Source organism: [Actinomadura] parvosata subsp. kistnae, assembly GCF_900323885.1.
Lineage (GTDB): Bacteria > Actinomycetota > Actinomycetes > Streptosporangiales > Streptosporangiaceae > Nonomuraea > Nonomuraea composti.
On the sequence record NZ_OOHJ01000008.1, the window covers coordinates 187,039 to 212,821 of the forward strand.

General features: G+C 72.2%; 23 protein-coding genes. 8 read left to right on the forward strand and 15 right to left on the reverse strand.

All coding sequences use genetic code 11. From position 1 onward, the window contains the following. Positions 1–2: 2 nt before the first annotated feature. The 3 genes from KIS93_RS09105 to KIS93_RS09115 all read right to left on the reverse strand — a co-directional run bounded on the left by KIS93_RS09105 (position 3) and on the right by KIS93_RS09115 (position 6,184). Positions 3–2,327 (reverse strand): GDSL-type esterase/lipase family protein, encoded by a 2,325-nt coding sequence (locus KIS93_RS09105; protein WP_186404035.1) that lies wholly within the window; start codon positions 2,325–2,327, stop codon positions 3–5. 415 nt (positions 2,328–2,742) lie between these two features. Next, positions 2,743–4,755 carry an MMPL family transporter gene (locus tag KIS93_RS09110; protein WP_186404036.1) on the reverse strand — a complete coding sequence of 671 codons (2,013 nt, stop codon included), beginning with the start codon at positions 4,753–4,755 and terminating at the stop codon, positions 2,743–2,745. A gap of 397 nt (positions 4,756–5,152) precedes the next feature. Beyond that, positions 5,153–6,184 carry an aldo/keto reductase gene (locus tag KIS93_RS09115; RefSeq protein ID WP_080040620.1) on the reverse strand — a complete coding sequence of 344 codons (1,032 nt, stop codon included), beginning with the start codon at positions 6,182–6,184 and terminating at the stop codon, positions 5,153–5,155. Positions 6,185–6,298: 114 nt separating this feature from the next. On the opposite strand from KIS93_RS09115, the gene KIS93_RS09120 reads away from it, so the two are divergent. Together KIS93_RS09120 and KIS93_RS09125 are read left to right on the forward strand one after the other, a co-directional pair. Beyond that, the gene (locus KIS93_RS09120; RefSeq protein ID WP_186404037.1) at positions 6,299–6,949 is read left to right on the forward strand and encodes a MerR family transcriptional regulator; all 651 of its coding nucleotides are present in this window, start codon (positions 6,299–6,301) and stop codon (positions 6,947–6,949) included. Positions 6,950–6,995: 46 nt separating this feature from the next. Next, positions 6,996–7,880: a diacylglycerol/lipid kinase family protein gene (locus tag KIS93_RS09125; RefSeq protein ID WP_080040622.1), complete on the forward strand. Its 885-nt coding sequence runs from the start codon at positions 6,996–6,998 to the stop codon at positions 7,878–7,880. A gap of 101 nt (positions 7,881–7,981) precedes the next feature. Here the strand turns inward: KIS93_RS09125 and KIS93_RS09130 are convergent, their stop codons facing one another. Further along, entirely contained in the window at positions 7,982–9,454 is a 1,473-nt protein-coding gene (locus KIS93_RS09130) for a helix-turn-helix transcriptional regulator (protein ID WP_080040623.1), read from the reverse strand. A gap of 267 nt (positions 9,455–9,721) precedes the next feature. Between KIS93_RS09130 and aceA the strand changes: the two genes are divergently transcribed. Then, the gene (gene aceA, locus KIS93_RS09135) at positions 9,722–11,008 is read left to right on the forward strand and encodes an isocitrate lyase (protein WP_080040624.1); all 1,287 of its coding nucleotides are present in this window, start codon (positions 9,722–9,724) and stop codon (positions 11,006–11,008) included. A 532-nt stretch (positions 11,009–11,540) separates the two neighbouring features. Here aceA and KIS93_RS09140 read toward each other — a convergent pair. The 4 genes from KIS93_RS09140 to KIS93_RS09155 form a co-directional block, all read right to left on the reverse strand. Beyond that, positions 11,541–11,816, reverse strand: coding sequence for a hypothetical protein (locus KIS93_RS09140; RefSeq protein WP_186404038.1), 276 nt, complete (start codon positions 11,814–11,816; stop codon positions 11,541–11,543). Further along, complete coding sequence (locus KIS93_RS09145) at positions 11,813–13,117, reverse strand: serine/threonine-protein kinase (RefSeq protein ID WP_186404039.1); 1,305 nt, start codon at positions 13,115–13,117, stop codon at positions 11,813–11,815. The genes KIS93_RS09140 and KIS93_RS09145 overlap by 4 nt, the downstream gene beginning before the upstream one ends. 122 nt (positions 13,118–13,239) lie before the next feature. Further along, positions 13,240–14,076 carry a siderophore-interacting protein gene (locus KIS93_RS09150; RefSeq protein ID WP_080040626.1) on the reverse strand — a complete coding sequence of 279 codons (837 nt, stop codon included), beginning with the start codon at positions 14,074–14,076 and terminating at the stop codon, positions 13,240–13,242. Positions 14,077–14,165: 89 nt separating this feature from the next. After that, positions 14,166–15,143 carry an alpha/beta hydrolase gene (locus KIS93_RS09155; RefSeq protein ID WP_186404040.1) on the reverse strand — a complete coding sequence of 326 codons (978 nt, stop codon included), beginning with the start codon at positions 15,141–15,143 and terminating at the stop codon, positions 14,166–14,168. Positions 15,144–15,260: 117 nt separating this feature from the next. Between KIS93_RS09155 and KIS93_RS09160 the strand changes: the two genes are divergently transcribed. The 3 genes from KIS93_RS09160 to KIS93_RS09170 are packed head-to-tail and all read left to right on the forward strand — an operon-like array spanning position 15,261 to position 17,694. Then, complete coding sequence (locus KIS93_RS09160) at positions 15,261–16,163, forward strand: ABC transporter permease (RefSeq protein WP_230466362.1); 903 nt, start codon at positions 15,261–15,263, stop codon at positions 16,161–16,163. Beyond that, positions 16,156–16,944 carry an ABC transporter permease gene (locus KIS93_RS09165; RefSeq protein WP_080040627.1) on the forward strand — a complete coding sequence of 263 codons (789 nt, stop codon included), beginning with the start codon at positions 16,156–16,158 and terminating at the stop codon, positions 16,942–16,944. Before KIS93_RS09160 ends, KIS93_RS09165 begins: the two co-directional genes overlap by 8 nt. Positions 16,945–16,947: 3 nt before the next feature. Then, positions 16,948–17,694: an ABC transporter ATP-binding protein gene (locus KIS93_RS09170; RefSeq protein ID WP_080040628.1), complete on the forward strand. Its 747-nt coding sequence runs from the start codon at positions 16,948–16,950 to the stop codon at positions 17,692–17,694. Between the two features lie 20 nt (positions 17,695–17,714). On the opposite strand, the gene KIS93_RS09175 is transcribed toward KIS93_RS09170, so the two are convergent. The 4 genes from KIS93_RS09175 to KIS93_RS09190 all read right to left on the reverse strand — a co-directional run bounded on the left by KIS93_RS09175 (position 17,715) and on the right by KIS93_RS09190 (position 20,344). Next, the gene (locus KIS93_RS09175; RefSeq protein ID WP_080040629.1) at positions 17,715–18,695 is read right to left on the reverse strand and encodes a CU044_5270 family protein; all 981 of its coding nucleotides are present in this window, start codon (positions 18,693–18,695) and stop codon (positions 17,715–17,717) included. After that, the gene (locus KIS93_RS09180; RefSeq protein WP_222107361.1) at positions 18,688–19,278 is read right to left on the reverse strand and encodes an RNA polymerase sigma factor; all 591 of its coding nucleotides are present in this window, start codon (positions 19,276–19,278) and stop codon (positions 18,688–18,690) included. Before KIS93_RS09180 ends, KIS93_RS09175 begins: the two co-directional genes overlap by 8 nt. Before the next feature lie 142 nt (positions 19,279–19,420). Next, complete coding sequence (locus tag KIS93_RS09185) at positions 19,421–19,894, reverse strand: hypothetical protein (RefSeq protein WP_230466363.1); 474 nt, start codon at positions 19,892–19,894, stop codon at positions 19,421–19,423. A gap of 147 nt (positions 19,895–20,041) precedes the next feature. Beyond that, positions 20,042–20,344, reverse strand: a complete 303-nt coding sequence (locus tag KIS93_RS09190; RefSeq protein WP_186404041.1) for a hypothetical protein — start codon at positions 20,342–20,344, stop codon at positions 20,042–20,044. A 266-nt stretch (positions 20,345–20,610) separates the two neighbouring features. Here KIS93_RS09190 and KIS93_RS09195 point away from each other — a divergent pair, with 266 nt between their 5' ends. Further along, positions 20,611–21,339, forward strand: coding sequence for a YcnI family copper-binding membrane protein (locus KIS93_RS09195; protein ID WP_080040631.1), 729 nt, complete (start codon positions 20,611–20,613; stop codon positions 21,337–21,339). A 137-nt stretch (positions 21,340–21,476) separates the two neighbouring features. Here KIS93_RS09195 and KIS93_RS09200 read toward each other — a convergent pair whose 3' ends face one another. The 3 genes from KIS93_RS09200 to KIS93_RS09210 form a co-directional block, all read right to left on the reverse strand. Further along, on the reverse strand, positions 21,477–22,457 hold the full coding sequence (locus KIS93_RS09200) for an ABC transporter permease (RefSeq protein WP_080040632.1): 981 nt from the start codon (positions 22,455–22,457) through the stop codon (positions 21,477–21,479). After that, positions 22,444–23,304 (reverse strand): ABC transporter ATP-binding protein, encoded by an 861-nt coding sequence (locus KIS93_RS09205; RefSeq protein ID WP_246005237.1) that lies wholly within the window; start codon positions 23,302–23,304, stop codon positions 22,444–22,446. The genes KIS93_RS09200 and KIS93_RS09205 overlap by 14 nt, the downstream gene beginning before the upstream one ends. 120 nt (positions 23,305–23,424) lie before the next feature. Then, positions 23,425–24,606 carry a LolA family protein gene (locus KIS93_RS09210; protein ID WP_080040634.1) on the reverse strand — a complete coding sequence of 394 codons (1,182 nt, stop codon included), beginning with the start codon at positions 24,604–24,606 and terminating at the stop codon, positions 23,425–23,427. A gap of 112 nt (positions 24,607–24,718) precedes the next feature. Here KIS93_RS09210 and KIS93_RS09215 point away from each other — a divergent pair, with 112 nt between their 5' ends. Next, positions 24,719–25,690 (forward strand): AraC-like ligand-binding domain-containing protein, encoded by a 972-nt coding sequence (locus tag KIS93_RS09215; protein ID WP_186404042.1) that lies wholly within the window; start codon positions 24,719–24,721, stop codon positions 25,688–25,690. Positions 25,691–25,783 lie beyond the last annotated feature (93 nt).

The window sequence follows — 25,783 nt, forward strand, 5'->3', positions numbered from 1 at the left end:
GGTCAGCCGAAGTTGATCCAGGCCCGGGTGGCGCCCGTGCCCGGGGCGACGTCGAGGTAGTCGGCCCGGCCGTCGGCGTTCAGGTCGGCGAACTGGATGCGGGCGCCGTCGACGAGGACGCCGCTCGCGACCTCACCGCCCGGCCACCAGTACCAGTCGCCGCCTTCGGGCTTGGGGCCGCCGTTCTGCCAGACCTGCACGGAGCTGTCGTAGGGCTGGGTGCCGGTGTGGTTGTCGTCGGAGCGGCCCATGAGGATGTAGTCGGCGGACCGGCTCCCGTAGAGCGGGGCGAACCGGACGCGGTGGCCGGGCTGGCCGACGCCGCTCGCGATCGTGCCCTGCGGGAACCACAACCAGTCACCACCCCCCGTCGGCTCCTTCGGGTTCGGGCCGCCGTTCAGCCACGCCTGCACCGAGCTGTCGTCATTGACCTTCGCATAGTCGGCCCGGCCGTCACCGTTCAGGTCCGCGAAACGGATGTGGCTGCCCGGCGCGCCGACGCCGCTCGCGATCGTGCCCTGCGGGTACCACAACCAGTCACCACCCCCCGTCGGCTCCTTCGGGTTGGGGCCGCCGTTCAGCCACGCCTGCACCGAGCTGTCGTCATTGAGCTTCACGTAGTCGGCCCGGCCGTCACCGTTCAGGTCGGTGAAGCGGATGTTGGCCCCGGGCGCGCCGACACCGCTCGCGATCGTGCCCTGCGGGTACCACAACCAGTCACCACCCCCCGTCGACTCCTTCGGGTTCGGGCCGCCGTTCAGCCACGCCTGCACCGAGCTGTTGGCGTTGATCTGGAGGTAGTCGGCTTTGCGGTCGCCGTTGACGTCGGCGTAGACGGCTCTGCTGGTGTCCCCGCCGTAGGTGCCGGACGCGATCGTGCCCTGCGGGAACCAGCCCTTGATCGGGGCGGGAGCCGGGCTCCCGCCGCCGGGTGCGCCGATCCAGCCGGCCCGTCCCACCTGCACCAGCCCTTGGTAGAACGCGCCGGCCATCTTCAGGTAGCCGGAGTCGTTCGGATGCAGGAGGTCGGCCAGGTCGGTGAGCGTCACCGTGGTCATGTTGACCATGTAGACGTGCTTGCCGGAGCCCCACCGCACCCCGACCTCCCACCGGACCGCCTCGTTGAACCGCAGGATCCGCTCCTGGGTCGGCCCCCAGTTCGACGGGACGATCGTCGAGACCAGCAGCGTCACGTCGGGGGCGGTGCGGAAGATCTGGTCGATGAGCGCGCCGAGCCGGGCCGGCGCGCCGCCCGGGTCGTCGTTGTTGTTCAGGTCGTTGGTGCCGATGTGCAGCAGCACCACATTCGGCCGGTACGTGGTCAGCGCCGCGTCCGTGATGCCGGCGACCTGGGAGATCGTCCACCCGGAACGCCCCTCGTGGGCGTCGGGCGCCGGGCCCGAGTGTTGCGAGCCGACGAACGTGACGTTGGCCCCGTCCTGCCTGAGCAGGTTGTTGAGCGTCGGCCGGTAGCCGCCGCCGTCCGAGCTGCCCGCGCCGTAGGTGATCGAGTCGCCCAGCGGCAGGATCCGCAGGTCGCGCTGCAGGTTCGACTCGACGCCGGCCCAGGCCGCCGTCTCCTCGGCGATGAGCTCCTCCAGCTCCTCGAAGCGCCAACCGAGATTCTCCACCCGCTCGGCGGTCACGCCGCCGAACCACCGGTTGAGCCACGGCACCTGGTTCCTGATCCAGCCGCCCGCCTTCTTGATGGACGAGGCGAGCTGCGCCTTCGCCCACGGCGCGAGATACCTCTCCCACAGGTAGCCGCCCGCGAGCCCGAGGATGCCGGCGATGATGATGTCCCTGGTCGCTTGGATGGTGCCCAGCGTCCCCGCGAACGTGTGCGACATGATCGCCGCCATCATGGCGGTGACGGTGGTCTGGAGCGGCGTGCACACCAGCGGGATGATCGCCGCGCCCACACCGCTGGACGTCAGGAAGCCGATGCACAACATCCTGAGCCCGTAGCCGACGATCCAGCCGATGACCGTGGCGGCGATGTCCTGCCAGAACGAAGAGCTGGTGATCTCCCCGGCCGGGATGGTGAGCACCAGCCCGCCGCCGTTGCTCGTCAGGTTCACCGTGCCGGTGAAGTTGGGCCACACGGAGGGGTCGACCCGCTCGTGCATCGGGGCCGAGCCGTCCGCGACGGCCTGCTTGAGCGCGCCGCCGAGCCCGCCGTGCTCCCTGATCTCCGCCTGCATCTCGGGGACGATGTCCCGCAGGACAGCGGTGCTCAGGCCGAGGTCGGAGGCGTTGAGGGTGATGGTGACGTCCTGGTCGGCCGCGCTCGCCGGCAGGGCGGGGGCGAGGCACACCACCATCATGAGGGACAGCAGGGGGATCAGGAGACGACGGATGAATGCCGATTTACCGTGCGCTTGTAACATCTTCCACCTGTTTGTGGGGGTGCGCGGAAAGGGCCTTGCGACTTCTCCAGGAACGAGGGGCCGCTGCCCGAACGTACCGACGGCGGAATGATGATGATCAAGAGGCGGATGGCGTGAGGGTGAACGCCGCATGACACGTCCCACCTCCATTGATCAGAACGGAAGCGACAGGTGGCCACTCGCTGGCGGTGCGATCACATGTTCCGAAGGCCGCCCCATCACCTCCACCACTTGGGAGGGGCGCCTCCGGCCGTGACCGGACCGCCACCGTGGCCGGTGCCCTCCTGGTGATCAGCGCGACATGGGCGCCCCGCCTCGGGAACGGCAACCGGCACGGCAGTCTCCCTGGCGGTCAGCGCGACCGGCGCCCTGCCTCGGAAACAGGGAGCGGCGTGGCGACCGGCACGGCGGGTTGCTCGGGTTCGGGCATGCCGTGCCGGTCCCACCAGCGGGCCAGTGGGCGTGGGGACCACCAGGCCCAGGGGCCGAGCAGTCGCATGGAGGCCGGGACGAGGAGGCCGCGGACGATGGTCGCGTCGACGACGAGCGCCACCACCAGGCCGACGCCGATCATCTTCAGGACGGTGACGTTCGTGACGACGAACGCGCCCACCACTACGCCCAGCAGCAGCGCGGCGGCCGTCACGATGCGGGCCGTGTGCTGGACGCCGACCGCCACGGACTCCACCGGGTCGCGGGAGACCAGGTAGTGCTCGCGGATCCGGGCCAGCATGAAGACCTCGTAGTCCATGGCCAGGCCGAACGCGATCGCCGCGATCATGACGGGCATGTTGGCGTCGATGAAGCCGGGCGCGGTGAAGCCGAGGAGCCCCGACAGGAAGCCGTCCTGGAAGATCAGCACCATCGCGCCGAACGCCGCCGATAACGACAGCAGGTTCGTCAGCACGGTCTTGAGGGGCAGCGTGACCGAGCCGAACGCCAGGAACAGCACCACGAACGTGACCAGCGAGGTGATGAGCAGCATCCACGGCAGCCCGTCGCCGATCATGGCCAGCATGTCGGCGATGGCCGCCGGCCGGTTGGCGAACAGGGCGGTGGCGCCCGGCGGTGGCGGCTCGGCGCGCAGCTTCGCCACCACGTCCCTGATCTCCTGGCCGTAGGGGGACAGCGAGTAGCCCAGGGTGATGCGGGCGAGGTCGCCCTCGGTGCCGGTCACCGCCGCGCGCTCGACGCCGTCGATCCGGCCGAGCCGCTGGGCGAACGCGTCGAGCTGGGCCCTGGCCTCCGGCGTGCCGGCCGGGCCGGGCATGCGGACGACCGTGCTGATCACCTTGGTCGGGTCGTACGGGAACTCCTCGGCGAGCTGCCTGGTCACGATGACGCTGTCGGTGCCGGCGGGCAGCGCCCACTCGGCCGGGCGGGACCAGACCGCCCCCAGCAGCGGCGTCCCGAGCGCGCCCAGGGCGAGGGTGATGCCGAGCACGACGGTGACCGGGCGCCGCATGACGGCGTGCGCGGTGCGGTACCACCGTGCACCTTCCGGCTTGGTACGGCGCCGCCCGACGAGCGGGACCCGTAGCGCGTCGATGCGGTGGCCGGCCACCCGCAGCAGCGCGGGCAGCACCGTGAGCGCGCTGATCACGGCGAACAGCACCACGCTCACCCCGGCGTAGGCGAGCGAGGTCAGGAACCGGGACGGGAAGACGAGCAGGCCGCCGAGCGTGACCGCGACCGTGATCCCGGAGACCGCGACCGTGCGGCCCGCCGTGGCGATCGCACGCACGACGGCATTCTCGACCGCGGCCGAGGTTGCGCGTGCGGCACCGCCCTCGGCCGAGGTTGCGCGTGCGGCGGCGTTGTCGATCGCGGGCGCGCGTGCGGCGGCGTCCCCGGCCGTGGTCGGACGTACGCCGCCGTCCTCGTCCACACGCCCGGCCGCGAGCTCTTCCCGGAAGCGGTTGACGATGAGGAGTGCGTAGTCGGTGGCGAGCCCCAGGCCGAGGATCACCACCACGTTGATCGCGGCGGTGGACAGGTCGACCAGGCCGCCGACGACGCGCAGCACCACGAGCGACCCCACCGCCACCAGGACGGCGATGGCCAGGGGCAGTGCGGCCGCGACGAGGCTGCGGAAGACGACGAGCAGCAGGATGATCAGCAGCGGGAACGACAGCAGCTCCGCCGTGGCCAGGTCGCGGTTGCTGATCGAGTTGAACTGGCGGCCCACGGCGGTCAGCCCGCCGAAACGTTCGGTGAGGCCGGGGGCGTCAAGCAGGGGGAGGATGCGGTCGTAGACGGCGCCCTGCTCCTCCTCGACGGCGCCGGGGAGTTGCAGGGCGACGTAGGTCTTGTGCCGGTCGCGCGAGACGAAGTCGGCCGAGCCGGTGGAGTAGTGGCTCTCCACCCATTCGTAGGAGTCTCGGGCAGCCTGGCGACGGCCTGCTCGACCTGCTGCCGGAAGCGCGGGTCGTCGACGGACATGGTGTCGCTCTCGTACATGACCACGACGTCGGCGACGTGCCTGCCCAGAGTGCCCGCGAGCAGCCGGTTGGCCTGGGCGGACTCGCCGTGCGGGTGGTCGAGGCCGGCCCCGCCGCCGAGGACGCCGCCGGCCCCGGAGCCCCAGAAGCCGCCCAGGACGACGAACAGGATCACGGCCACGAACACCCACGTTCGTCGCCTGACGGCGAAGCGGCCGATGGTGGCGAACATCATCTCTCCTTCGATGACGAGGCTCGGATCGAGAGTAGCACTTTCCACTATCCAGGATTGCCATACTCGCTCCCCGGGGCGCGCAAGGGCTACGGGCGGCTGCGCAGGGCGGGGTCGAGCAGCTCGGGCGGGCGCCAACCGGTGTCGGCCGGGTTGATCGTCAGGCCGGGCGGCACGATCTCGTCGATCGCGTCGAGCACGTCGGGTGTCAGCCGGACGTCGAGGGCCCGCAGGTGGCTGTCGAGGTGCTCGATCGTGCGCGGCCCGATGATGGCCGACGTGACGGCCGGGTGCCGCATGACGAACTGCAGCGCGAGCTGCACCAGCGACATCCCCGCCTGCTCGGCCAGCACGGCCAGCCGCTCGGCGGCGGCGAGCTTGCGCCGGTTGGCCTCCAGCTCCATGTCGTAGCGGGCGGGCAGGAGGGCGGCGCGCCTGCTGCGGGGCAGCTCGGCGCCCTCGCGGTAGCGGCCCGACAGCCAGCCGCCCGCCAGCGGGCTCCACGCCAGCACGCCCATGCCGTACCGCTGACACACCGGCAGGAGGTCGGCCTCGACCGCGCGGGCCAGGATCGAGTAGGGAGGCTGCTCGGTGGCGAAGCGTTCCCGCTGCCGCCGCTCGGCCGCCCAGTGGGCCTCGACGACCTGGTGGGCGGGGAAGGTGGAGCAGCCGATGTAACGCACCTTGCCGGCGCGTACGAGGTCGGTCAGGGCGCCCAGCGTCTCGTCGATGTCGACCGAGGGGTCGGGCCGGTGGATCTGGTAGAGGTCGATGTGGTCGGTACGGAGCCGCCGCAGGCTGTCGTCGACGGCCCGCATGATCCAGGCGCGGCTGTTGCCGCCGCGGTTGGGGCCCTCGCCCATCTTGCCGTGCACCTTCGTGGCCAGCACGACCTCGTCGCGCAGGCCGTTCTCGGCCAGGAAGCGCCCGATCAGCTCCTCCGACTCACCTGCGGAGTAGACGTCGGCGGTGTCGATGACGTTGACGCCGGCGTCGAGGGCCCGCGTGATCAGCTTCGCCGTCTCGTCGGGGCCGTTGTCGCCCCACCGGCCGAACATCATCCCGCCGAGGCAGAGCGGGCTGACCTTGACGCCGGTCCGGCCGAGCGGTCGGTGGTCCATTACGATCAACTCCCGAGACTGGGTCGAAAAATGGATACGAGAACTGTCTACTATCCTTTTCGGCGGGTTGGCAAGGGCCGGCTCGTGGGTACGAGTTGGGCGGAAGGGGAGACCATGCGCATCGCGGAGCTGAGCCGCAGGGCCGACGTGCCCGTCCCGACGATCAAGTACTACCTGCGCGAAGGTCTCCTGTCCCCCGGCGAGCGCACCAGCTACAACCAGGCCCAGTACACCGAGGAGCACGTCCGCAGGCTACGGCTGGTGCGGGCGCTGCTGGAGGTCGGCGGGCTGAGCGTGGCGGCGACCCGCGACGTCCTGGAGAAGATGGACACGCCCGGCATGAGCGTCATCGACCAGGCCGGCAAGGCGCAGTTCGCCATGTCCGTCACCCCCAAGGTGGTCAAGGACGACGCCTGGCGGGCCGCCGAGGAGGAGACCGAGGCGCTGATCGAGCGGCTCGGCTGGAAGGTGCGCCCGTCCAACCCGGCCAGGCTGACGCTGGCCTCCGCGCTGGCCACCCTGCACCGGCTCGGCAAGACCGACCAGATCGAGCTGCTGGAGGTCTACGCGAAGGCGGCCCGCGAGGTCGCCGAGGCGGAGCTGGGCCGGCTCACCCGGGGCGCCGAGCCCGAGGCGATCCTCGAGACCGCCGTGGTGTGGACGGCGCTCGGCGACGTCGTCTTCAGCGCGCTGCGCAGGTTCGCCCACGAGGACGTCGCCTACAGCGACGCCCCCTCGACTGATCCGCGCGACGCCCCAGGATGATCCCGGTCCAGGCGTATCCGGGCGCGCCGTGGGTAGCCAGGTTCGCATGCCCCCCACCGTGGCCGTCGTGGCACATCGCAAGAAGACGTTAGGCGCGGGCCTGGACGCGCTCCGCGTGCTCATCAGCGAGCAGGACGTCGGCGAGCTGCTCTGGTATGAGGTGTCCAAGAGCAAGAAGGCCGGCAAGAAGGTGCGCAAGGCGCTCGACGAGGGCGCCGAGCTGGTGTTCGTCTGGGGCGGCGACGGGATGGTGCAGCGCTGCGCCGACGCCATGGCCGGCTCGGGCGTGCCGATGGCCATCCTGCCCGCCGGCACCGCGAACCTGTTCGCCACCAACCTCGGCATCCCCGCCGACCTGGACGAGGCCGTGCGCATCGGCTTCCACGGGCGGCAGGAGAAGCTGGACCTGGGCATCGTGAACGGCGAGCACTTCGCGGTGATGGCCGGCGCCGGGTTCGAGGCCGAGATGATCGCCGACGTCGACGGCCGGGCCAAGCGGCGGCTCGGCAAGCTCAGCTACTTCAGGGCGGCGGTGCGGCACGTGAGCGGGCCGCGGGTGCCGATGAAGATCAAGCTGGACGGGGCGACCTGGTTCGAGGGCCGGGCGAGCTGCCTGCTGCTGGGCAACGTGAGCACGATCGCGGCCGGCGTGGAGGCGTTCGACGACGCCCGGCCGGACGACGGCTGGCTCGAAGTGGGCATCACCACCGCGAAGGGGCCGGTGCAGTGGGCGCGGGTGCTCGCCAGGATGGCCGCGGGCCGCTCCGACGGCTCGCCGCTCGTGCGGGTCTCGCGCGCCAGGAAGGTGTCGGCCCGCTTCGGACGCCCGTTACGGTACGAGCTCGACGGCGGCGAGCGCGGGCTCACCGACCGGTTCAAGGCCGAGATCGCCGCGGGCGCGCTGACCCTCTGCCTCCCACCCGACCGCTGAACCGAGAAGCCCAGCGCTGAACCGAGAAGCCCAGCGCTGAACCGAGAAGCCCAGCGCTGAACCGAGCAGCCCAGCGCTGAGCCGAGAAGGACGTGCCGGGCTCAGGTCGCGGTGGCGTGTCGTTCCAGGAACGTGTACACGTCGGCCTCGTCCACGCCGGGGAACGAGCCGGGCGGCAGCGCGGCCAGCACGTGCGAGTTGGCGCGGGCCGACGGCCAGGCGTACCCCTCCCAGCGCTCGGCCAGCTCGGCGGGCGGCCGGCGGCAGCAGTCGCCGTTCGGGCAGCCGGACTTGGTGCGGTGGGTGGTCTCCCGCCCCCTGAACCAGCGCGATTCCTTGTACGGCACCCCCAGCGTGATCGCGAAGTCCCGCTCGCGGGAGGGATCGACGTGCGCCACGCAGAAGTACGTGCCGGTGGGCGAGTCGGAGTACTGGTAGTAGACGGAGAACCGGTCGGGTGAGGCGAACACCTGCCGCCCCGACCACTGCAGGCACATCCGCTGCCCCTCGATGGCGCCCTGCTCGTCGGCGGGGAAGACGATGCCGTCGTTCTCGTACGCCTTGTAGATGGTGCCGCCGGCGTCGTTGCGCACGAAGTGGCAGACCAGGCCCAGGTGGTGGGTGGCGAGGTTCGTGAAGCGGTGCGCGGCCATCTCGTACGACACGGCGAACACGTCGCGCAGGTCCTCCACCGACAGCGCCCGGTCGGACTTGGCCTCCTGGAGGTAGAGCGCGGCGGCCTTCTCGGGGACGAGGACGGCGGCGGCGAAGTAGTTGGCCTCGGTGCGCTGGCGCAGGAAGTCGGCGAAGTCGCGGGGCTTGTCGTGGCCGAGCGCGAGGTGCCCGAGCGTCTGGAGCAGGATCGTGCGCGGCGTGTGCATGCCGAGCTGCTCGTGCTTGACGTAGATGCGGCGGTGGCGCAGGTCGGTGATGGAACGGACGGAGCGCGGCAGGTCTTGTGCCGTGTGCACGGTGTAGCCGAAGTGGGTGACCAGGCTCTGGATCGTGCTCTGCGAGAGGGCCCCGGTGCGGTAGCCGACCGCCTCCAGCGCCTGGGCGGCGGCCTTCTCGATGTCGGGGAAGTAGTTGCCCACCTCCCGCTGCCTGCGCCGCAGCTCGGCGTTGGCGACCCGGGCCTCCTCGGGGGTGGCGGTGCCGCGGGCCTGGCGGGCGCGCAGCTCGCCGTACAGGCCGAGCAGGTGCTCCAGGACGTCGTTCGGCACGCGGGCGGAGACCTTCAGCCGGGGCAGGCCGAGCCCGGCGTAGACGGGGTCGCGCTGGGCCTCTTCCAGCGCGATCTCCAGCTGGGCGCGGCGGTTGGGCGGCTGGCGGCGCAGCAGTTCCTCGACGGGGACGCCGAGAGCGGTCGCCAGCGACTTGAGGAGGGAGAGCTTGGGCTCGCGCTTGCCGTTCTCGAGCAGGGAGAGCTGGCTGGGCGCCCTGCCGACGCGCGAGCCGAGGTCCGACAGCGTCAGGCCGCGTTGTTTGCGCAGGTGGCGCAGGCGCTGGCCAAACGCGATCAGATCAAGCTCCTGCGTCAAAGACAGCGGTTCTTCGCCTAGCAAGGAGGCCATGTCAGGATCTTAGACAGAAATTCGGCCCATTTTCTAGCCTTCCGGCGCCACGGGTCCGTGTCCCGGGCGAGCCGCCGCGAGGGGCGTTCCGCGCGCGGGATTGGTCTAGGCCAACGGTAAAAGTTGCGATTTCTTCACTGATGAATACCCATCAGTAATGTACGCGAGCGGAAGATTCGCGATTCTTCTGGCCACTTCGGGCTGTTTGGTGGGGGCGGCCAGGGCAGAGACTCGGCGTGAGCCCAGGGGACGACAAGGGAGTGAACAATGAACGATCGCCTCAAGGGAGCTGCCGAGCAGCTGCAGGACGAATGGGACAACGACCCTCGCTGGGAGGGCATCGAGCGCACCTACAGCGCCGAGGACGTGATCCGGTTGCGCGGCAGCGTCCAGGAGGAGCACACGCTGGCCCGGCTGGGCGCCGAGCGGCTGTGGCAGCTCCTGCACACCGAGGATTACGTCAACGCCCTCGGCGCGCTGACCGGCAACCAGGCGGTGCAGCAGGTGAAGGCCGGGCTGAAGGCCATCTACCTGTCCGGCTGGCAGGTGGCCGCGGATGCGAACCTGGGCGGCCACACCTACCCCGACCAGAGCCTTTACCCGGCCAACTCCGTGCCCGCCGTTGTGCGCCGCATCAACAACGCGCTGCTGCGCGCCGACCAGATCACCTGGTCCGAGGGTGACAGTGACGCCCCCCACTGGCTGGCGCCCATCGTGGCCGACGCGGAGGCCGGCTTCGGCGGCGTGCTCAACGCGTTCGAGCTGATGAAGGGCATGATCGCGGCCGGCGCCGCGGGCGTGCACTGGGAGGACCAGCTCGCCTCCGAGAAGAAGTGCGGCCACCTCGGCGGCAAGGTGCTCATCCCGACCGGCCAGCACGTCAAGACCCTGAACGCCGCCCGCCTCGCCGCGGACGTCGCCGGAGTCCCCTCACTGATCATCGCGCGGACCGACGCCCAGGCCGCGACGCTCCTGACCAGCGACGTGGACCCGCGCGACCAGGCGTTCGTCACCGGCGACCGCACCGCCGAAGGCTTCTACCGGGTCAGGAACGGGCTGGAGGCGTGCGTCGCGCGCGGCCTGGCCTACGCGCCGTACTCCGACCTGCTCTGGATGGAGACCGGCACGCCCGACCTCGACGTGGCCCGCGCGTTCGCCGAGGCGATCAAGGCCGAGTACCCCGACCAGATGCTCGCCTACAACTGCTCGCCGTCGTTCAACTGGAAGAAGCACCTCGACGACTCCACCATCGCCAAGTTCCAGCGCGAGCTGGGGCACATGGGGTACAAGTTCCAGTTCATCACGCTCGCCGGGTTCCACTCGCTCAACTACTCGATGTTCGACCTCGCCCAGGGGTACGCCAGCGACGGGATGACCGCGTACGTGGACCTCCAGGAGCGCGAGTTCGCCGCCGAGTCGCGCGGCTACACCGCCACCCGGCACCAGCGCGAGGTCGGCACCGGCTACTTCGACCTCGTCTCCACCGCCGTCGCGCCCGACTCCTCGACGACCGCGCTCAAGGGCTCGACCGAGGAAGAGCAGTTCCACCACTGAGAACCGCTGAGGTTCGTTCGAACTCGCCGGCCACCTCCAGGGCATGGGAAGGTTCCCCCGGCGAAAGCGGGCCGCGCCGGTAACCCAGCACCGGCGCGGCCCGCCCAACCCACGCACGCCCAACCCACGCACGCCCAACCCACGCACGCCCAATCCACGCACGCCGACGCCACGCACCCCCGCCACCGCTCCTCCCACCCGTCCGTTTTCGGCGGAAGTGCCTGTCACCGAGGGCACAGCCTGCGGCGATGCCGCCGGGTCACACTGGCAGCAGCACCATCGCTCGTGTCAGGAGGCGCCTTGCGACACCTCGCTCCACGTTGCCGTGCCCGCCCCGCCGCCCCGCCGACGGCCCTCCGGCCGGCGGCCGTCCCGACCGCCGCCACCCGGCTGCCTGCGAGGCCGGCGGCCGTCTGTGCGACGACCAGCCCGCCGGCGGCCGTCCGCGTGCGGGCCGCCGGAAGACCGTCCGCGTGCGCCGGCGGCTCCTTAGGTCCCGGCTGACGGCGGCCCCGCCACTTCCAGGAGCGCGTCAGGGAGTGGCGGTGCCGGTCGTCGGCGGGGTGTCCGAGGGCGTGGCGGACGGGATCGGCGACTCCCCCGGCCCGTCCTGCGGGATCGGGCTGACCGTGCCCGTCGGCCGCGGGCAGTCGAGCCCGGCCACAACGTTCCCCCGCCTGCGCCCCGCCGGAGTCACGCACCCCTCCCCGCCGCCGGGGCCGCTGCTCTCCGTGACGCGGAACGTGCCGCGCCGCTCCCCCGAGGGCGTCAGGACGACGACGGGCCCCTTCGTCCGCGTCCGCGTCACGAACACCGTGGGCCGCGCCGTCCTCGTGGCCAGCCGCACGGGAGGCGCGTTCCCGCTGGTGACGGCCGAGGGCCGCACGGTGGGCACAGCGGCACTGGACGAGGACCGCGTGACGGACGGGTCCCCCGGCAGCAGCGAGCCGCCGCCCGGCCCGTCCCCGCCCGAGGCGGCGACGACCGTGATGGCCGCGATGGAGACCGTGGCCAGGGCCGCGAAACTGGCCTGCGAAAGCTGCGCCCGCGACCTCGCCCGCGACCCGGCCCTGTCTTTCGCCCGCGCCCCCGCCGCACCATCCCCCGGCCCTCCGCCCGCCTCCTCCTGCCCTTCCCCCGGCGCCGCCCGGCGGCCTCCTCCGTACGTACGAGACGGGCCAGCCCGCCCCCGGCCGGGTGAGGGACGGGCGTCCAGATCTCCCCCAGCACCTCCTCCACCGCCGGCCGCAACTCCCGAGGAGACCCGGCGCCGGCCGCCGCCAGCAGCGCCCGCAGCAGGTCGGCGGCCCGGGGCCGGTCGGCCGGGTTCTTGGCGAGGGCGGCCGAGACGGCGGCCCGGAGCTGAGCGGGCACACCCTCGACGCGAGGCGGGTCGAACAGGATCCGCCGCGTCAGCACGTCCGGCTCCCCGTCCCCGAACGGATGCCGCCCCGCGGCGGCGAAGGCCACGAGGCATCCCCAGGCGAAGACGTCGGAGGCGGGCAGCGCGGCCGCGCCGGTCAGCCGTTCGGGCGCCACCCACCCGGGGCTGCCCATGACCTGCCCGGCCTGGGTGTGGGCGGCGAGGGTGTCGACGTCGCGGGCGATGCCGAAGTCGATGACGCGCGGCCCATGAGGGGACAGCAGCACGTTGCCCGGTTTGAGGTCGCGGTGCACGAGCCCGGCCTCGTGCACGGCCACCAGCGCCGCCGCGACCCCGAGCGCGACGCCCTGGGCGAGGCGCGGCGGGAGCGGGCCGGTGGCCGCGACGACCTGGGAGAGCGACGGCCCGGGAAGGTACTCGGTGACGAGGTAGGGCCGGTCCCCGTCGGTGCCGTCCTCGACGACCGCCGCCGTACAGAACGGGAGTATTCTTCGCGAGAAAGCGACTTCCTCTGCGAAGCGCGCCCGCAGCGTGGCATCGTGGAGATGCACCGCCTGCGGCGTCTTGAGCGCGACCAGGCCACCCTGAGGGTGCTCGGCCAAATACACCACGCCCATCCCGCCCGTTCCGAGGCGGCCGAGGAGCGGGTAGCGGCCGATGACGGCCGGGTCCCCCACCGTGAGCGGCCGCACGCCGGGCGGCAGCTCGCTCGCACCACGCGCCATCCGGTCCCGCCCCTCCTGACAGTGTCATGGCAAGGCAACACTGTGAGGGCATCCAGGGCGGGCTTTCCGCATGTCTAACGAAAGGGGTATGGAAGGAAAGGGGGTCGTGCCTGCGAGGTAAGTCAGGACGCGATCGCGGCGGCTTCCTCGGCCTCGACCTGGCGGTTCCACTCGCCCTTGACCTGGCGCCACGTCTCGTCGTCGGCGCCGAGCCGCCAGTAGCCGGAGATGGACAGCCGGTCGAGGGGGATGCCCCGCTCCAGGCGCAGGTGGTGGCGCAGCTCCTTGACGAAGCCGGCCTCGCCGTGCACGAAGGCGTGCACGTCGCCGTCGGGGAAGTCGAGCTCGCGGACGGCGGCCACGAGCCGCTCGCCGACGGGGCTGCCGCCCCGGTAGACCCACCTGATGTGGGCGTCGGCGGCCGTTTCGAGCTTCAGCTCGTCCTGCGGCCCGTCGACCTCGATGAGGACGCGGGCGGGCACGCCGTCGGGCAGCGCCTCCAGGGAGGCCGCGATGGCGGGCAGCGCGCTCTCGTCGCCGACGAGCAGGTGCCAGTCCGCGTCAGGGTCGGGCGCGTAGCCGCCGCCGGGGCCGAGGATCAGCAGCTCGTCGCCGGGCCGGGCGTGCGCGGCCCACGGGCCGGCCAAGCCCTCGTCGCCGTGCACGACGAAGTCGAGGGTGAGCTCGTGACTGTAGGGGTCCCAAGCTCGTACGGTATAGGTGCGCAGCTTGGGCCAGACCTCGCGCGGCAGCGTCTCACGGCAGGCTTTCACGCTGAACGGCTGCGGGTACTCGACCCCCTCGCACGGAAAAACCAGCTTCACGTAATGATCGGTGAGCCCTCTGGTGGCGAAGTCCGCCAGCCCGTCACCGCCCATGACCACCCGGACCATGTGGCGGGAGATGCGCTCGGTCCGCTGGACGACACCCCGGTGGTGATCCGCATGCTTGTCAGCCATGGAACAGTCCCCCTGAGTTAGGTATACCTAACCTTACACCTCCCGTTCCTTCTACCGTAAACCCATGCCCCTAAACGGGGCAGGTAAATTCACGCGGCGGCCGAGTCCCCCATCGACTCCGGCATCGCCGCCACCGCACCGAGGAACTGCCGGATGTGCCGGAACGCCAGCCGCGCCTCGGGCACCACGTCGGCCAGGATCGGGAAGACGTGCGGCATGCGGGGCCACTCCTCGTAGCGGACCGGCACCCCCGCCAGCCGCGCCCGCTGCGCCACCCGCCACGCCTCGTCGCGCAGCACCTCCGTCGAGCCGGTCACGATCATCAGCGGCGGCAGGCCGGTGAAGTCGCCGTGCACGGGCGAGACGAGCGGGTCCCACGGGTCGAGGCCGGAGGTCCACCGGCGGGCCAGCCAGCGCACCCGGCCGGCCGGCAGCATGGGGTCCTGCCAGCGGTTGGCCCGGCGCGGCACGTCGGTGAGGTCGGCCCATGGCGACAGGCAGATGGCCGCCGCCGGCAGCGGCAGGCCGCGGTCGCGCAGCGCCAGCAGGGTCGCCAGCGTGAGGTGGCCGCCCGCGGAGTCGCCCGCGAGGATCACGTCCTGGGGCTCGTGCCCGCGCCGCAGCAGGCAGTCGTAGGCGTCCAGCGCGTCGGCGAGCGAGTCGGCCAGCCGGTGCACCGGCCCCTGCCGGTAGTCGAGCGCGAGGACCGGCCGCCCGGCCGCCACCGACAGCCGCCACGTGATCGGCCGGTGGGTGCGCGGCGAGCACGAGAAGTAGCCGCCGCCGTGGAAGTACAGCACGACCTTGCGCTCGTCGAGCCCCTGCCCGCCGCGCACCCACTCGCCGCCGCACGCGGAGAAGGTCGCGGGCACCACCGCGACGTGCGCGGGATGCGGGACGTTGACCAGCCGGGCGAGGTCTCCCAGGCGGGCGGCCCCGGCCAGGGCCAGCGGATGGCGCAGCAGCAGGCTGGAGGCCGGTTTCACGGTGCCGCGCAGGAGGCCGGTCAGCGCCCTGGCCTGCCAGCTCAGGGGATACTCGGGTGTCACGTCCTGGTCGACTCGCATACCGCCCCCTTTCAGGTGATTTCTTCCCGCCACGCCCGGTCCCTACCGGCCAGTAAGTAACTCATCCCTTGCGGGGATATTTCGGCACGGTGACGGGAGGGTGGCGGCGGGCGTTTATTGCGTTGCGGAGCGCCGGGCCCGCGCCGGATAATCGCGTCTTTCCCGTCGGCAGACCCGTGCGCGGGTCCGGGCACGGTCCGTGACCGTGCCCTCACACCCTGGAGGTGCAAAACCTTTCCGCTCTATGCCCGGCTCGTCCGGTACGGTTTCCGCAAGCACGCCACCTACGTCCGTGGCGCGCTCGCCGGAGCGTTCACCAACAGCGTCTTCGGCATCCTGCGCGCGTACACGCTCATCGCGGTCTGGCAGGCCCGCCCGGGCCTGGCCGGCTACGACATCACCGACGCCATCACCTTCTGCTTCGTCACCCAGGCCTTCATCGGGCCGATGCAGCTCTTCGGCGGCGGCCTGACCATCCCCGAGCGCATCCGCAGCGGCGACATCGCGCTCGACCTGGTCCGCCCCGCCTCGCTGCAGCTGTGGACGCTCGCCGAGGACGTCGGCAGGGCCGCCTACCTGTTCCTGGTGCGCGGCATCCCGCCCATGCTGCTCGGCGCCCTGCTCTTCGGCATCAGCGTCCCCACCCGCCCCGGCCAGTGGGCGGCGTTCCTCACCGGCTTCGCGCTCGCCGTGATCGTCAGCTTCGGCTGGCGCTACCTGGTCGCGCTGTCGGTCTGCTGGCTGCTCGACGACCGGGGCGTCACCGTCCTGTCGATGGTCCTGAGCACGTTCTTCAGCGGCATGATGGTGCCGCTGCACCTGTTCCCCGGCTGGTTCGGCGACCTGGTCATGGTGCTGCCGTGGGCCGCGATGGTGCAGCTGCCCACCGACCTCTACCTCGGCACCGCCGCCGTGGCCGACACGCTCGCCGTCCAGGCGCTCTGGGCCGCGGTCCTGCTCGGCCTCGGCGCGCTCGGCACCAGGGCGATCCGCCACAAGGTGGTGATCCAGGGTGGCTAGGACGTACTTCCTGCTGCTGTGGACCTGGACCAGGGCCGCTGCGGCGTACCCGGTGTCGTTCGCGATGATGACCGTGCTCGGCTTCGCCATCGCCGCGATCGACGTCGCCGTCATCCTGATCATCTTCGCCAACACCACCACCCTGGCCGGCTTCTCCCGCGAGGAGGTGCTGTTCCTGTACGGGGCCGCCAACCTGGCCTTCACCATCTGCGACACCTTCGTCAGCAACCTCGACCGGGTCAGCACGCACATCAAGGCCGGCACCCTCGACACGTTCCTGATCCGGCCGGTCGGCGCGTGGATCCAGCTCGCCGCCGACCGCTTCATGGCCACCCGGATCGGGCGCATCCTCCAGGCCGGGCTCGTGCTCGGCTACGCCGTCTCCGCGCTCGGCATCGGCTGGGAGCGCGCGTGGATGATCCCGGTCATGGTGCTGACCGGCATCGTCATCTTCGCCTCGCTGTGGACGATCGCCGGGGCGCTGCAGTTCCTGCTGACCGACGCGCCGGAGGTGGTCAACACCCTGACGTACGGCGGCAGCCAGCTCACCCAGTACCCGTTCAGCGTCTACACCCGCGACCTGGTCAAGGGCGTGACGTACGTGCTGCCGCTGGCGTTCGTCAACTGGCAGCCCGGCCTGTACGTGCTGGACCGGGCCGACCCGTTCGGCACGCCCGGGTTCATGCGCTTCCTCGGACCGGCCGCCGCGCTGGTCCTCGCCCTGTCGGCCGCGCTCGTCTGGCGGCAGGGCCTCCGGCACTACCGATCCACGGGGAGTTGAGCAATGATCGAGCTTGACCGGGCGGGCCGCTCGTTCAAGGTGAAGCGGAGCGTCGTCCACGCCGTCCAGAACCTGTCGTTCACCGTGTCGGCGGGCGAGTTCGTCGGCTACCTCGGCCCCAACGGCGCGGGCAAGTCCACCACGATCAAGATGTTGTGCGGCATCCTGACCCCCACCTCGGGCACCGTCAGGGTGGCGGGCCTCGACCCCTCGCGCCGCCGCACGACGCTGGCGCGGCGCATCGGGGTCGTGTTCGGGCAGCGGACGACGCTGTGGTGGGACCTGCCGCTGCGCGACAGCTTCGAGCTGATCCGGCACCTCTACCGGATCGACCGCGCCGCCTTCGCCGCCCGGCTCGACGAGCTGACCGGCACGCTCGACCTGGGCGCGTTCCTGCGCACGCCGGTGCGGCAGCTCAGCCTCGGCCAGCGCATGCGCGGCGACCTGGCGGCGGCGCTGCTGCACGCGCCCGACGTGCTGGTGCTCGACGAGCCGACGATCGGGCTCGACGTGGTCAGCAAGGCCAGCATCCGCGACTTCCTGCTGCGGGTGAACGCCGAGCGGGGCACCACCGTGCTGCTGACCACGCACGACCTCGGCGACATCGAGCGCCTGTGCCGCCGGGTGATGCTGATCGACCACGGGCGGCTGGCCTTCGACGGCACCCTCGACGACCTGATGGCCACGGCGCCTGAGCAGTCGTCGATCGAGGAGGTCGTCACCCGCCTCTACACGGGCAGCGCCTCGTAACGGCCCCGCCGGCGGGCGCGTCAGCCGCGCTCGCCGGGCCGGTCCACGATCGTCGACGTCACCAGGGCGGTGAGCCACACCGAGCCCTTCCTGAAGGCGGGCTCGGGGTCGCCGCCGAGGTGCTCGTCACGCAGCCAGACCGTCCGCTCACCCAGGTACCGGTAGGTCCGCGGGTCAAGGATCCGGTAGCGGCGGGAGGGGTCGTCCCTGCCGGTGTCGCGCCAGACGCCCAGCCCGCTGCGGCCGGCCGCGTCGGTGACGCCCTGCTCGATCCGGACGCCGGGGATCAGCGCCAGCGCCTGGAACAGCGCCGACTCCAGCTCGGGCGGCATGACGCCGTACCGGCTGAGGTAGAGCATGATCACGCCGTAGGCGCGGTCCGCGTCGGGGGCGACGACGTGCGGGACGCCCTCCTCCCTCGGGTAGTCGATCCAGTGCCGGTCCTTGGTCACCTTGGCCAGCAGCTTCTTCGGGTCGGTGGGCAGCTCGCGCAGCTTCTGGTCGTACTGCTGCGGCGACAGGTCGTCGTCGCCCGGGTCGGGCGGGACGTCCCTGACCGCCAGGCGGCCGTCCTCGCCGAAGGCGGCGGTCTGCTTGCCGTCGTAGCGCATCCACTGCTCCCTGGTCTCGACCGTGTCGCCGTTGGGCTGCTTGTCCAGGCTCTTGGTGTACTGCCACTGCGTCGGCCGCGGCACCCCGGCCGCCTTGCGCCGGCCCACCGTGTCGGCGGCGCGGGCCAGCACCGCGTCCGCGTCGAGCTGGACGATCGGCGACTGGCTCGGCGCGACAGGCGGCACGGGCTCCTGCGGCCTGACCGCCACCAGCGCGACCGCCGCGGCCGTGCCCAGCGCGCCGGCCAGCAGGAGCGCGCGGCCGAACCGGCGCCCGCGCCCGTGCCCGCGCATCCGGCGCAGCAGCCGGCGCCGGCCCTGGGCCAGCCAGACCTCGTCGGGCTCCGGCACCACGGCACGCAGCTCGCGAAGGGAACGCAGGTCATCCATCCAAGGACTCCTCTCGTGCCGTGGTGGGGTCGCTGCCGCCGAGCGCGCGGCGGGTCCTGGCCCTGGCCCGGTGCAGGCGGGAGCGGACCGTTCCGACGGGGATGCTCAGCGCGCGGGCCACGTCCTCGTACGTCATGTCGGCCCAGGCCACGAGTAACAGCACCTCGCGGTCGGCGGCGGGCAGGTCCGCCAGCGCGGCGGCCAGGCCCGCCTGCTCCGCCGCCACGCGGTCGTCGATCCGGTCGGCGTACGGCTCGGTCAGCTCGTCCACGCCGGTGCGGGCCAGGGCCCGGTAGAGCCGGACCTCGACGCGGCGGTGGCGCTGGATGAGCTTGGCGGCGATGCCGTACAACCAGGGGCGGGCGTCGGGATGGCCCGTGTCGTAGTGGCGGCGGCGCCGGAACGCGGTCAGGAACGCGTCGGAGACGACGTCGTCGGCCAGCGAGTCCCCGAGCCTCCTCGCGACGTAGCGCCGCAGGGCGGCCGCGTGTCGGTCGAAGAGCTCCGCGAAGAGCTCAGGGACCTGCTCGGACCGCCGGATGAGCTCGGAGTCGGCGGGTCCGCCTGGCACTTCGTCGGTCACATGTCGCTCCCGTCCGTACGGTGTGTTCGCTGGCTTTCGCCCGCAGGACCGGCAGGAGTTCGCGCTTTCGAGTGTGACCTGCGTCACATGCGTACGGCCGCCTCCCGGAAGGGAGACGGCCGTGCCGAGGTCTTCGCGAGGGTCAGTAGTAGCTGCCCTCAGGGCTGTTCTCGTAGTCCTCGTCGAGCTCGTCGTCGCGGCGCGACCACCGCGAGGGCATCAGTACGGGGATGAACAGGGCCACGCCGAGCAGGGCGTACACGCCGGTCGTGAGGAGGGTCTTGGCGCCGGTGCCGGCTTCGAGCAGGATCCGGTTGATCGAGGGCTCCGCCGGGATCAGGGAGAGCGCCCGGTTCGTGTCGAGCGCGTACACGACCGTCCAGGCCAGCAGCACCAGGGACGGCACGAAAGTCGCCAGCGGGGAGATCCGGCCGGCCATGACGAGCCCCACGACGAGCCCGACGGCGGCCATCGCGCCGAGGGCGATCCACATCCGCTGGCTGTCGGGTGGGTTCGCCGCGGCGTTCGCGGCGGCCTGCTGCACCGCCCATCCGCCGCCTCCGAGCACGGCCGCCGTCACCACCAGGCCGATCAGCAAACCACCTAAGTGCCGCAACGTTCTCACCTCTATGTCAGCGCGATCGGCACGACCCTAGCGACAAATGCCATTTTCGGACCAGGCATTGAGCAGCTTGGGACTCGAGGTCTCATCTCCCCTTGCCCCGTGAGAGCATGGGGCACACCCATGCGTGCGCGACTTCCCCTACGGCTCGCGCGGACGGCCGCCTTCGCCGCCGTCTGCGTGACCCTGGCCGCGCTCGCCCACGTGCTCGGCGGCGGTGCCGCGCCCGCGCCGCAGACCGCCGCGCTCGGGCTCGCGGGCGTGTCCGCGCTCGGGCTGGCCTTGTGCGGCAGGGAGCGCTCGGCGGGCACGATCAACCTCGTGCTGGTCGGGGCGCAGCTCGGGCTGCACGAGCTGTTCGCCGGCGAGGGCGCCTCCTACGTCTCGGTGCACGGGCACGCCCAGGGCGGCCTGGCCGTCAACGCCGGCATGCTGCTCACGCACCTCACCGCCACGGTCGTCACCGGCCTGTGGCTGTCACGCGGCGAGGCCGCCCTGTGGTCGCTGCTGCGCCGCGTCGGCCGCCGGCTCGTCGTCCTGCTCTGCCCGCCGCCGTGCCCGTGTCGCGGCCCGGCGCGCCCGTCGTCCGCACCAGGGTGGTGCCGCCGCAACCGGGGTTCCGGCACAGCCTGGCCAGGCGTGGTCCTCCACTTCCCGCCTGACCTTCTGACACCCCTTTTTCATCCCCATCACCCAAGTGGAGCTTCGACATGTCCTTCGTCCGCCGTGCGGCGACCGTGCTCGCCGCCACCGCCGCGCTCACCGCCGGCCTGGCCCTGCCCGCGCTGGCCCACGTCACCATCCAGCCGGGCACCGCCGAGCAGGGCGGGTTCACCAAGGTCGCCTTCCGCGTGCCGAACGAGCGCGACAACGCCTCGACCACCAAGATCGAGGTGTCCTTCCCCACCGACCACCCGCTGGCCTTCGTCTCCGTCAAGCCCGTGCCCGGGTGGCAGGTCAAGGTCACCGAGAGCAAGCTGCCCGCGCCGGTCAAGACCGAGTACGGCGACCTCGACGAGGCCGTCACCAAGGTCGTCTGGGAGGGCGGAAAGATCAATCCCGGGGAGTTCCAGGAGTTCGAGGTGTCCATGGGGCAGCTGCCCAAGGACGTCGACTCGCTGATGTTCCCGACCAAGCAGACCTACTCCGGCGGCGAGGTCGTCGACTGGTCGGAGGCCCCCAAGTCCGACGGCACGGAGGCCGAGCACCCGGCGCCGCTGCTCAAGCTGGTGCCCGCCGCCGCTGAGGGCAGCACGGCGCACACGAGCGCGTCGCCCACCGGCTCGCCCACGGGGCCCGCCACGCCGTCGGTGACGCCGGTGGCCGCCGCCTCGTCGTCCGACGGCACCGCCCGCCTGCTCGGCGGGGCCGGGCTGGTGGTCGGCGTCATCGGCGTCGTGATCGGCGTCCTCGGCCTGCGCCGCCGCCCGTCCGCCTGACCTCGGAAGCCGCAAGCCCGCGGGCCCGCCGCCTGACCTCCGAAGCCACGAGCCCGCGGGCCCGCCGCCTGACCTCCCGAGCACCGCGCGCGGGCCCGCCGCCTCCCAGGAGGCGCGGGCCCGTGCTTCCGGCCGCGTCAGGACGTGATGTCCTTGCCGGAGAAGCGCGCCCACGCGATCGAGCCGAACAGCACGATGTACGCCCCGAACGTCAGCAGCCCGTCGCGCAGCGCGGCCACGTCGATCGGGCTGCGCAGCACCGCGTCGAAGTTGGTGAACCTGGTCGGCAGCAGGTACGGCGCGATCGAGCCCAGCTCGGGGATGGCCCGCAGCACCTGGCAGACGATGACCAGCACCACGGTCCCCGCGATGGCCCCGATGGACACCTCGGTGAACACCGACAGCGCCAGCGCGACCGCGGCCAGCGCCGCCATGCCCGCGCCGACGTACCCGACGGAGATCGCGATCCGGACCAGCCCGTCGGCCAGCGTGGCCGTGGTGCCGGACAGCAGCGTCACGTCCCCCGCCGGGAACAGCACCAGGCCCGTCACCAGCGCCGACAGCGCGACCACGGCCGTCACCGCGTAGGCGTAGACGACGGCGTTGAGGTACTTGACCGCCAGCAGCCGGGTGCGGCCGGCCGGCGCGGCCAGCAGGTAGCGCAGCGTGCCGCCGCCGGCCTCCCCCGCGACCGAGTCGCCCGCCACGACGCTCACGGCCACCGGCATCAGCAGCAGCACCAGGAACGAGAACGAGACGAACGTCAGCATGAGGCTGTTGCCCGCCACGTCCTGGACGAGGCCGGTCATGTCGTCGTCGGCGCCGCCGAACGTGCGCAGCGCGACGCCCACGATCACCGGCACGACGCCCAGTACGGCCAGCATGACGAGGTTGCGCGGGCGGCGGAAGGTCAGGCCCAGCTCGGAGCCGAGCAGCCGCCAGAACGCGCGCACCGGCCGCGTGCCCGGCCCCGCCGTCGCCGGGGGCTCGGGTGCGGGCTCGTGGCGTTCGACCGTGCGCAGGGTCTCCGTCACCGGCACCAGCCCCGGCGTGCGGCGCGGCCCGGTCGTGTCCGTCAGCGTCCCCGCCCCCGCGGCCGTGTCTTCAGGCGTCGACATCGAAGCCCTCCCCTGTCAGTCCCACGAACACGTCCTCCAGGCTCGGCCGCACCACGGCCAGCCCCCGTACGGACACGCCCTCCCCCACGAGCGCGGCGTTGATCCGCTCGGGCGCGTGCCCGCCCAGCTCCGCCGTGACCTCGCGGCCGTCGGCGCGCACGTCGGCCAGGCCGAGCGAGGTCAGCACGCGGGCGGCGTCGTCGGGGTCGGGCGTCTCCACCTTGATGCGGGTGACCAGGCCGCCGCTGAGCGAGGCGATCGTGCCCTGCGCGACCAGCTTGCCGGTCCGCATGATCGCGGCGTGCGTGCACATCTGCTCGACCTCGGCCAGCAGGTGCGAGGAGACGAACACGGTGGTGCCCTCGGCCGCGATCTCCTTGACCAGCGTGCGCACCTCGCGGGTGCCCTGCGGGTCGAGCCCGTTGGTCGGCTCGTCCAGGACGAGCAGCTCGCGCGGCCCCAGCAGCGCGGCCGCGATGGCCAGGCGCTGGCGCATGCCGAGCGAGTAGTTGCGGTACCGCTTGCCGGCGGCGGCCGACAGGCCGACCCGCTCCAGCGCGTCGGCGACGCGCCGCCTGGCGGTGGCGCCGTGCGCGGCCGGGTCGGCGGCGTCGAAGCGCATCAGGTTGGCCGCGCCCGACAGGTACGGGTAGAAGGCCGGCCCCTCGACCACCGCCCCCACCTTCGGCAGGGCCTGGGCCAGCGGCAGCCCGAGCACGGAGTACTCGCCTTCGGTGGGCGCCACCAGGCCGAGCAGCATGCGGATCGTGGTCGTCTTGCCCGAGCCGTTGGGCCCGAGGAAGCCGAACACCGAGCCGCGCGGCACGGTCAGGTCCAGCTTGTCCACGGCGACCTGGCCGCCCTTGAAACGCTTGGTCAGCCCCCGGGTGCGGATCGCCGCGTCCGCCGCCTGGTCCCCGGAGGGCGGGCCGCCCCGAAGGGCGCCCCGCTTCCTGCGTGACGGTGGTCACTTGACGCCCGCCGCCTTGGTGATCTCCTCCGGGGTGACGGCGCCGACCAGGAGCCGGCCGTCGTCGGTGAGCAGGGCCGTGACGAGCTTGGTCCTGATCAGCTTGCCGGAGCCCCACGTGCCGCTGACGGGGGTGGCGGACTTGAGCACGCTGTCGATCAGGGCGGCCGGGTCGCCGCCCTGACCGCCCCGGTCGCCGGCCCGGTCGCCTTCACCCTCGGACGCGCCGGGCTGCTGGGCCTTGGCCAGGTCCGCAGGGGAGAACGGCACGACCGCGACCGCCGACCAGCCCTCGCCGACCACCTTCACGTCGCCCGCGACCTGCCGGGCGTGCTCGGCGCGCTGCTCCGCCTTGGCGTCGTCGTCGTTCAGCCCGATCGTGCGCTCCTCCACCTTGGCGCCCGCGGGCGGGGTAAAGGTGAAGTTCTCGGCCGCCGGCGGCGTGAACGTCACCTGCGTGAACCCGACCTGGTACGCCGGCTCGGCCGAGCCCTTGGCGTACACCTGGACCTGGAGCGGGACGTACGTCTCGCCGTCGAGGGCGATCCGGATCTCCTGCACCAGGGAGCTCTCCTCCTTGGGGGCCAGCACGAGCTGGTAGACCGGGCGGCCCGCCACCTCCGCCGTGTTGATCACGCGGACGGCGGTGTGCTCGTCGGCGCTGGCCAGCAGCCGCTGGGCGAGCTGCTGCGGCGTCAGCTCGGTCTCTTGCGGCAGCGGCGTGGCGTGCGCCGGGCCGCGGGCGCCTTCCTTGATGGTCAGCTTGGTGGCGGTGTTGGTGGCGCTGTCCCAGTACCAGGCCTGGCCGCCGTTCACGATCAGGTTGGTCTCGTTCAGCTGGGTCGGCATGGCCACGCGGAGCTTGTCGCTCGCGCCGTACCAGACCTTCACCTCGTGCGAGCCGGACAGCAGGCTCAGCGGCGTGGTGCCGCCGCCCAGCTGCGGCAGCGCCGGCAGGCCGAGCGAGGCCGTCTGCTGCACCGTGCCGGACATCGGCGGCGGGCCGGCCTGCTTGCTGGTGGCCGCCACGGCGTCGGCGAGCAACTGCTCGGCCGAACGCTCCGGCAGCACGGGGTCGCCGCTGACCGCGGCGATGACGGGGCCGGCGCCGATCGCGGCTCCGATCACGGCGGCTGCCGCGATCGGGACTCCCCACCTCACGAACGTGCCTCTGCGCATTTCACTCCTTAACGGTATGTCGATGCTCAGAGCCTGCGTCATCGTTCCTGTGGCAACCCTGAGACAATCTGAGACAGCTCTCAGCCCGGCCTCGTTTCCCCTGGTGGCGAAAGTGATCGAGTTACGCAGCACCGACGTCCCGGCCGCCGAGCGTTTCCAGTGGTGGTGCGACCTGACGGCGCGGCAGCTCGTTCCCACCGAGCTCAGCAGCGAGCAGGCCGCCGACTTCCGCGCGGCCATCACGATCGCGCCGCTGGGCGAGGTCACGCTCGCCGCGCCGAGCTACGCCGAGCAGCGCTCGGTGCGCACCGCGCCGCTGATCCGCCGCTCCGACCCGGAGCAGTGGTGGGTGACGCTGGTGTGCTCGGGCTCGTTGCAGGTCGAGCAGGGGCGCTCGTACGCGCACGTCTCGCCGGGCGACCTGGTGCTGACGGACACGTCGCGGCCGTTCGACGTCGGCTCCCGCAGCGGGCGCGGCCTCACCCACATGATCATGCTGCAGTTCCCGCGGGGCGCGCTGCCCCTGCCCGAGCAGCGGTTGCGCGATCACGTGGTCCGGCCGCTGCCCGCCGACCGGGGCTCGGCGGCGCTGCTCGCCGGGTTCATGCGCGGCCTCGTCCGGGAGGGTCCGGCCCTGGGGCCGGAGGAGAGCGGCTCGCTGGGCGCGGTGGCGGTGGAGCTGGCCACGATCTGGCTGGCCGGCGCGGCCGGGGCGGGCGGCGCGGTGCCGGCGGAGACGCGCCGGCAGGCGCTGGTCCGTGAGGTCAAGGAGCACGTGCGGCGGCACCTCGGCCGGCCGGGGCTCACGCCGTCCTCGATCGCGGCGGCCTGCAACATCTCGGTGCGCTACCTGCACCGGATCTTCGAGGCCGAGGGCCGCACGATCGGCGAGTACGTCCGGCACGAGCGGCTGGAGCGGTGCCGCGCCGACCTGGAGGACCCCCTGCTGGCCGGCACACCCGTCGCGGAGCTGGGCGCGCGCTGGGGGTTCGAGGACCCGGCCACCTTCAGCCGGGTGTTCAGGTCGGCGTACGGGATGCCGCCCGGCGAGTACCGGCGCGACGCCGCACACCGGGTGCGCTGAGGGTCAACCGGGTGCGCGCCGAGCGTCAATGACCGCCCCGCGCGGCGTCGTTAGAGTCTTCCGCGCGCGGCGGCCCGGGCCGGGGCGAGCACC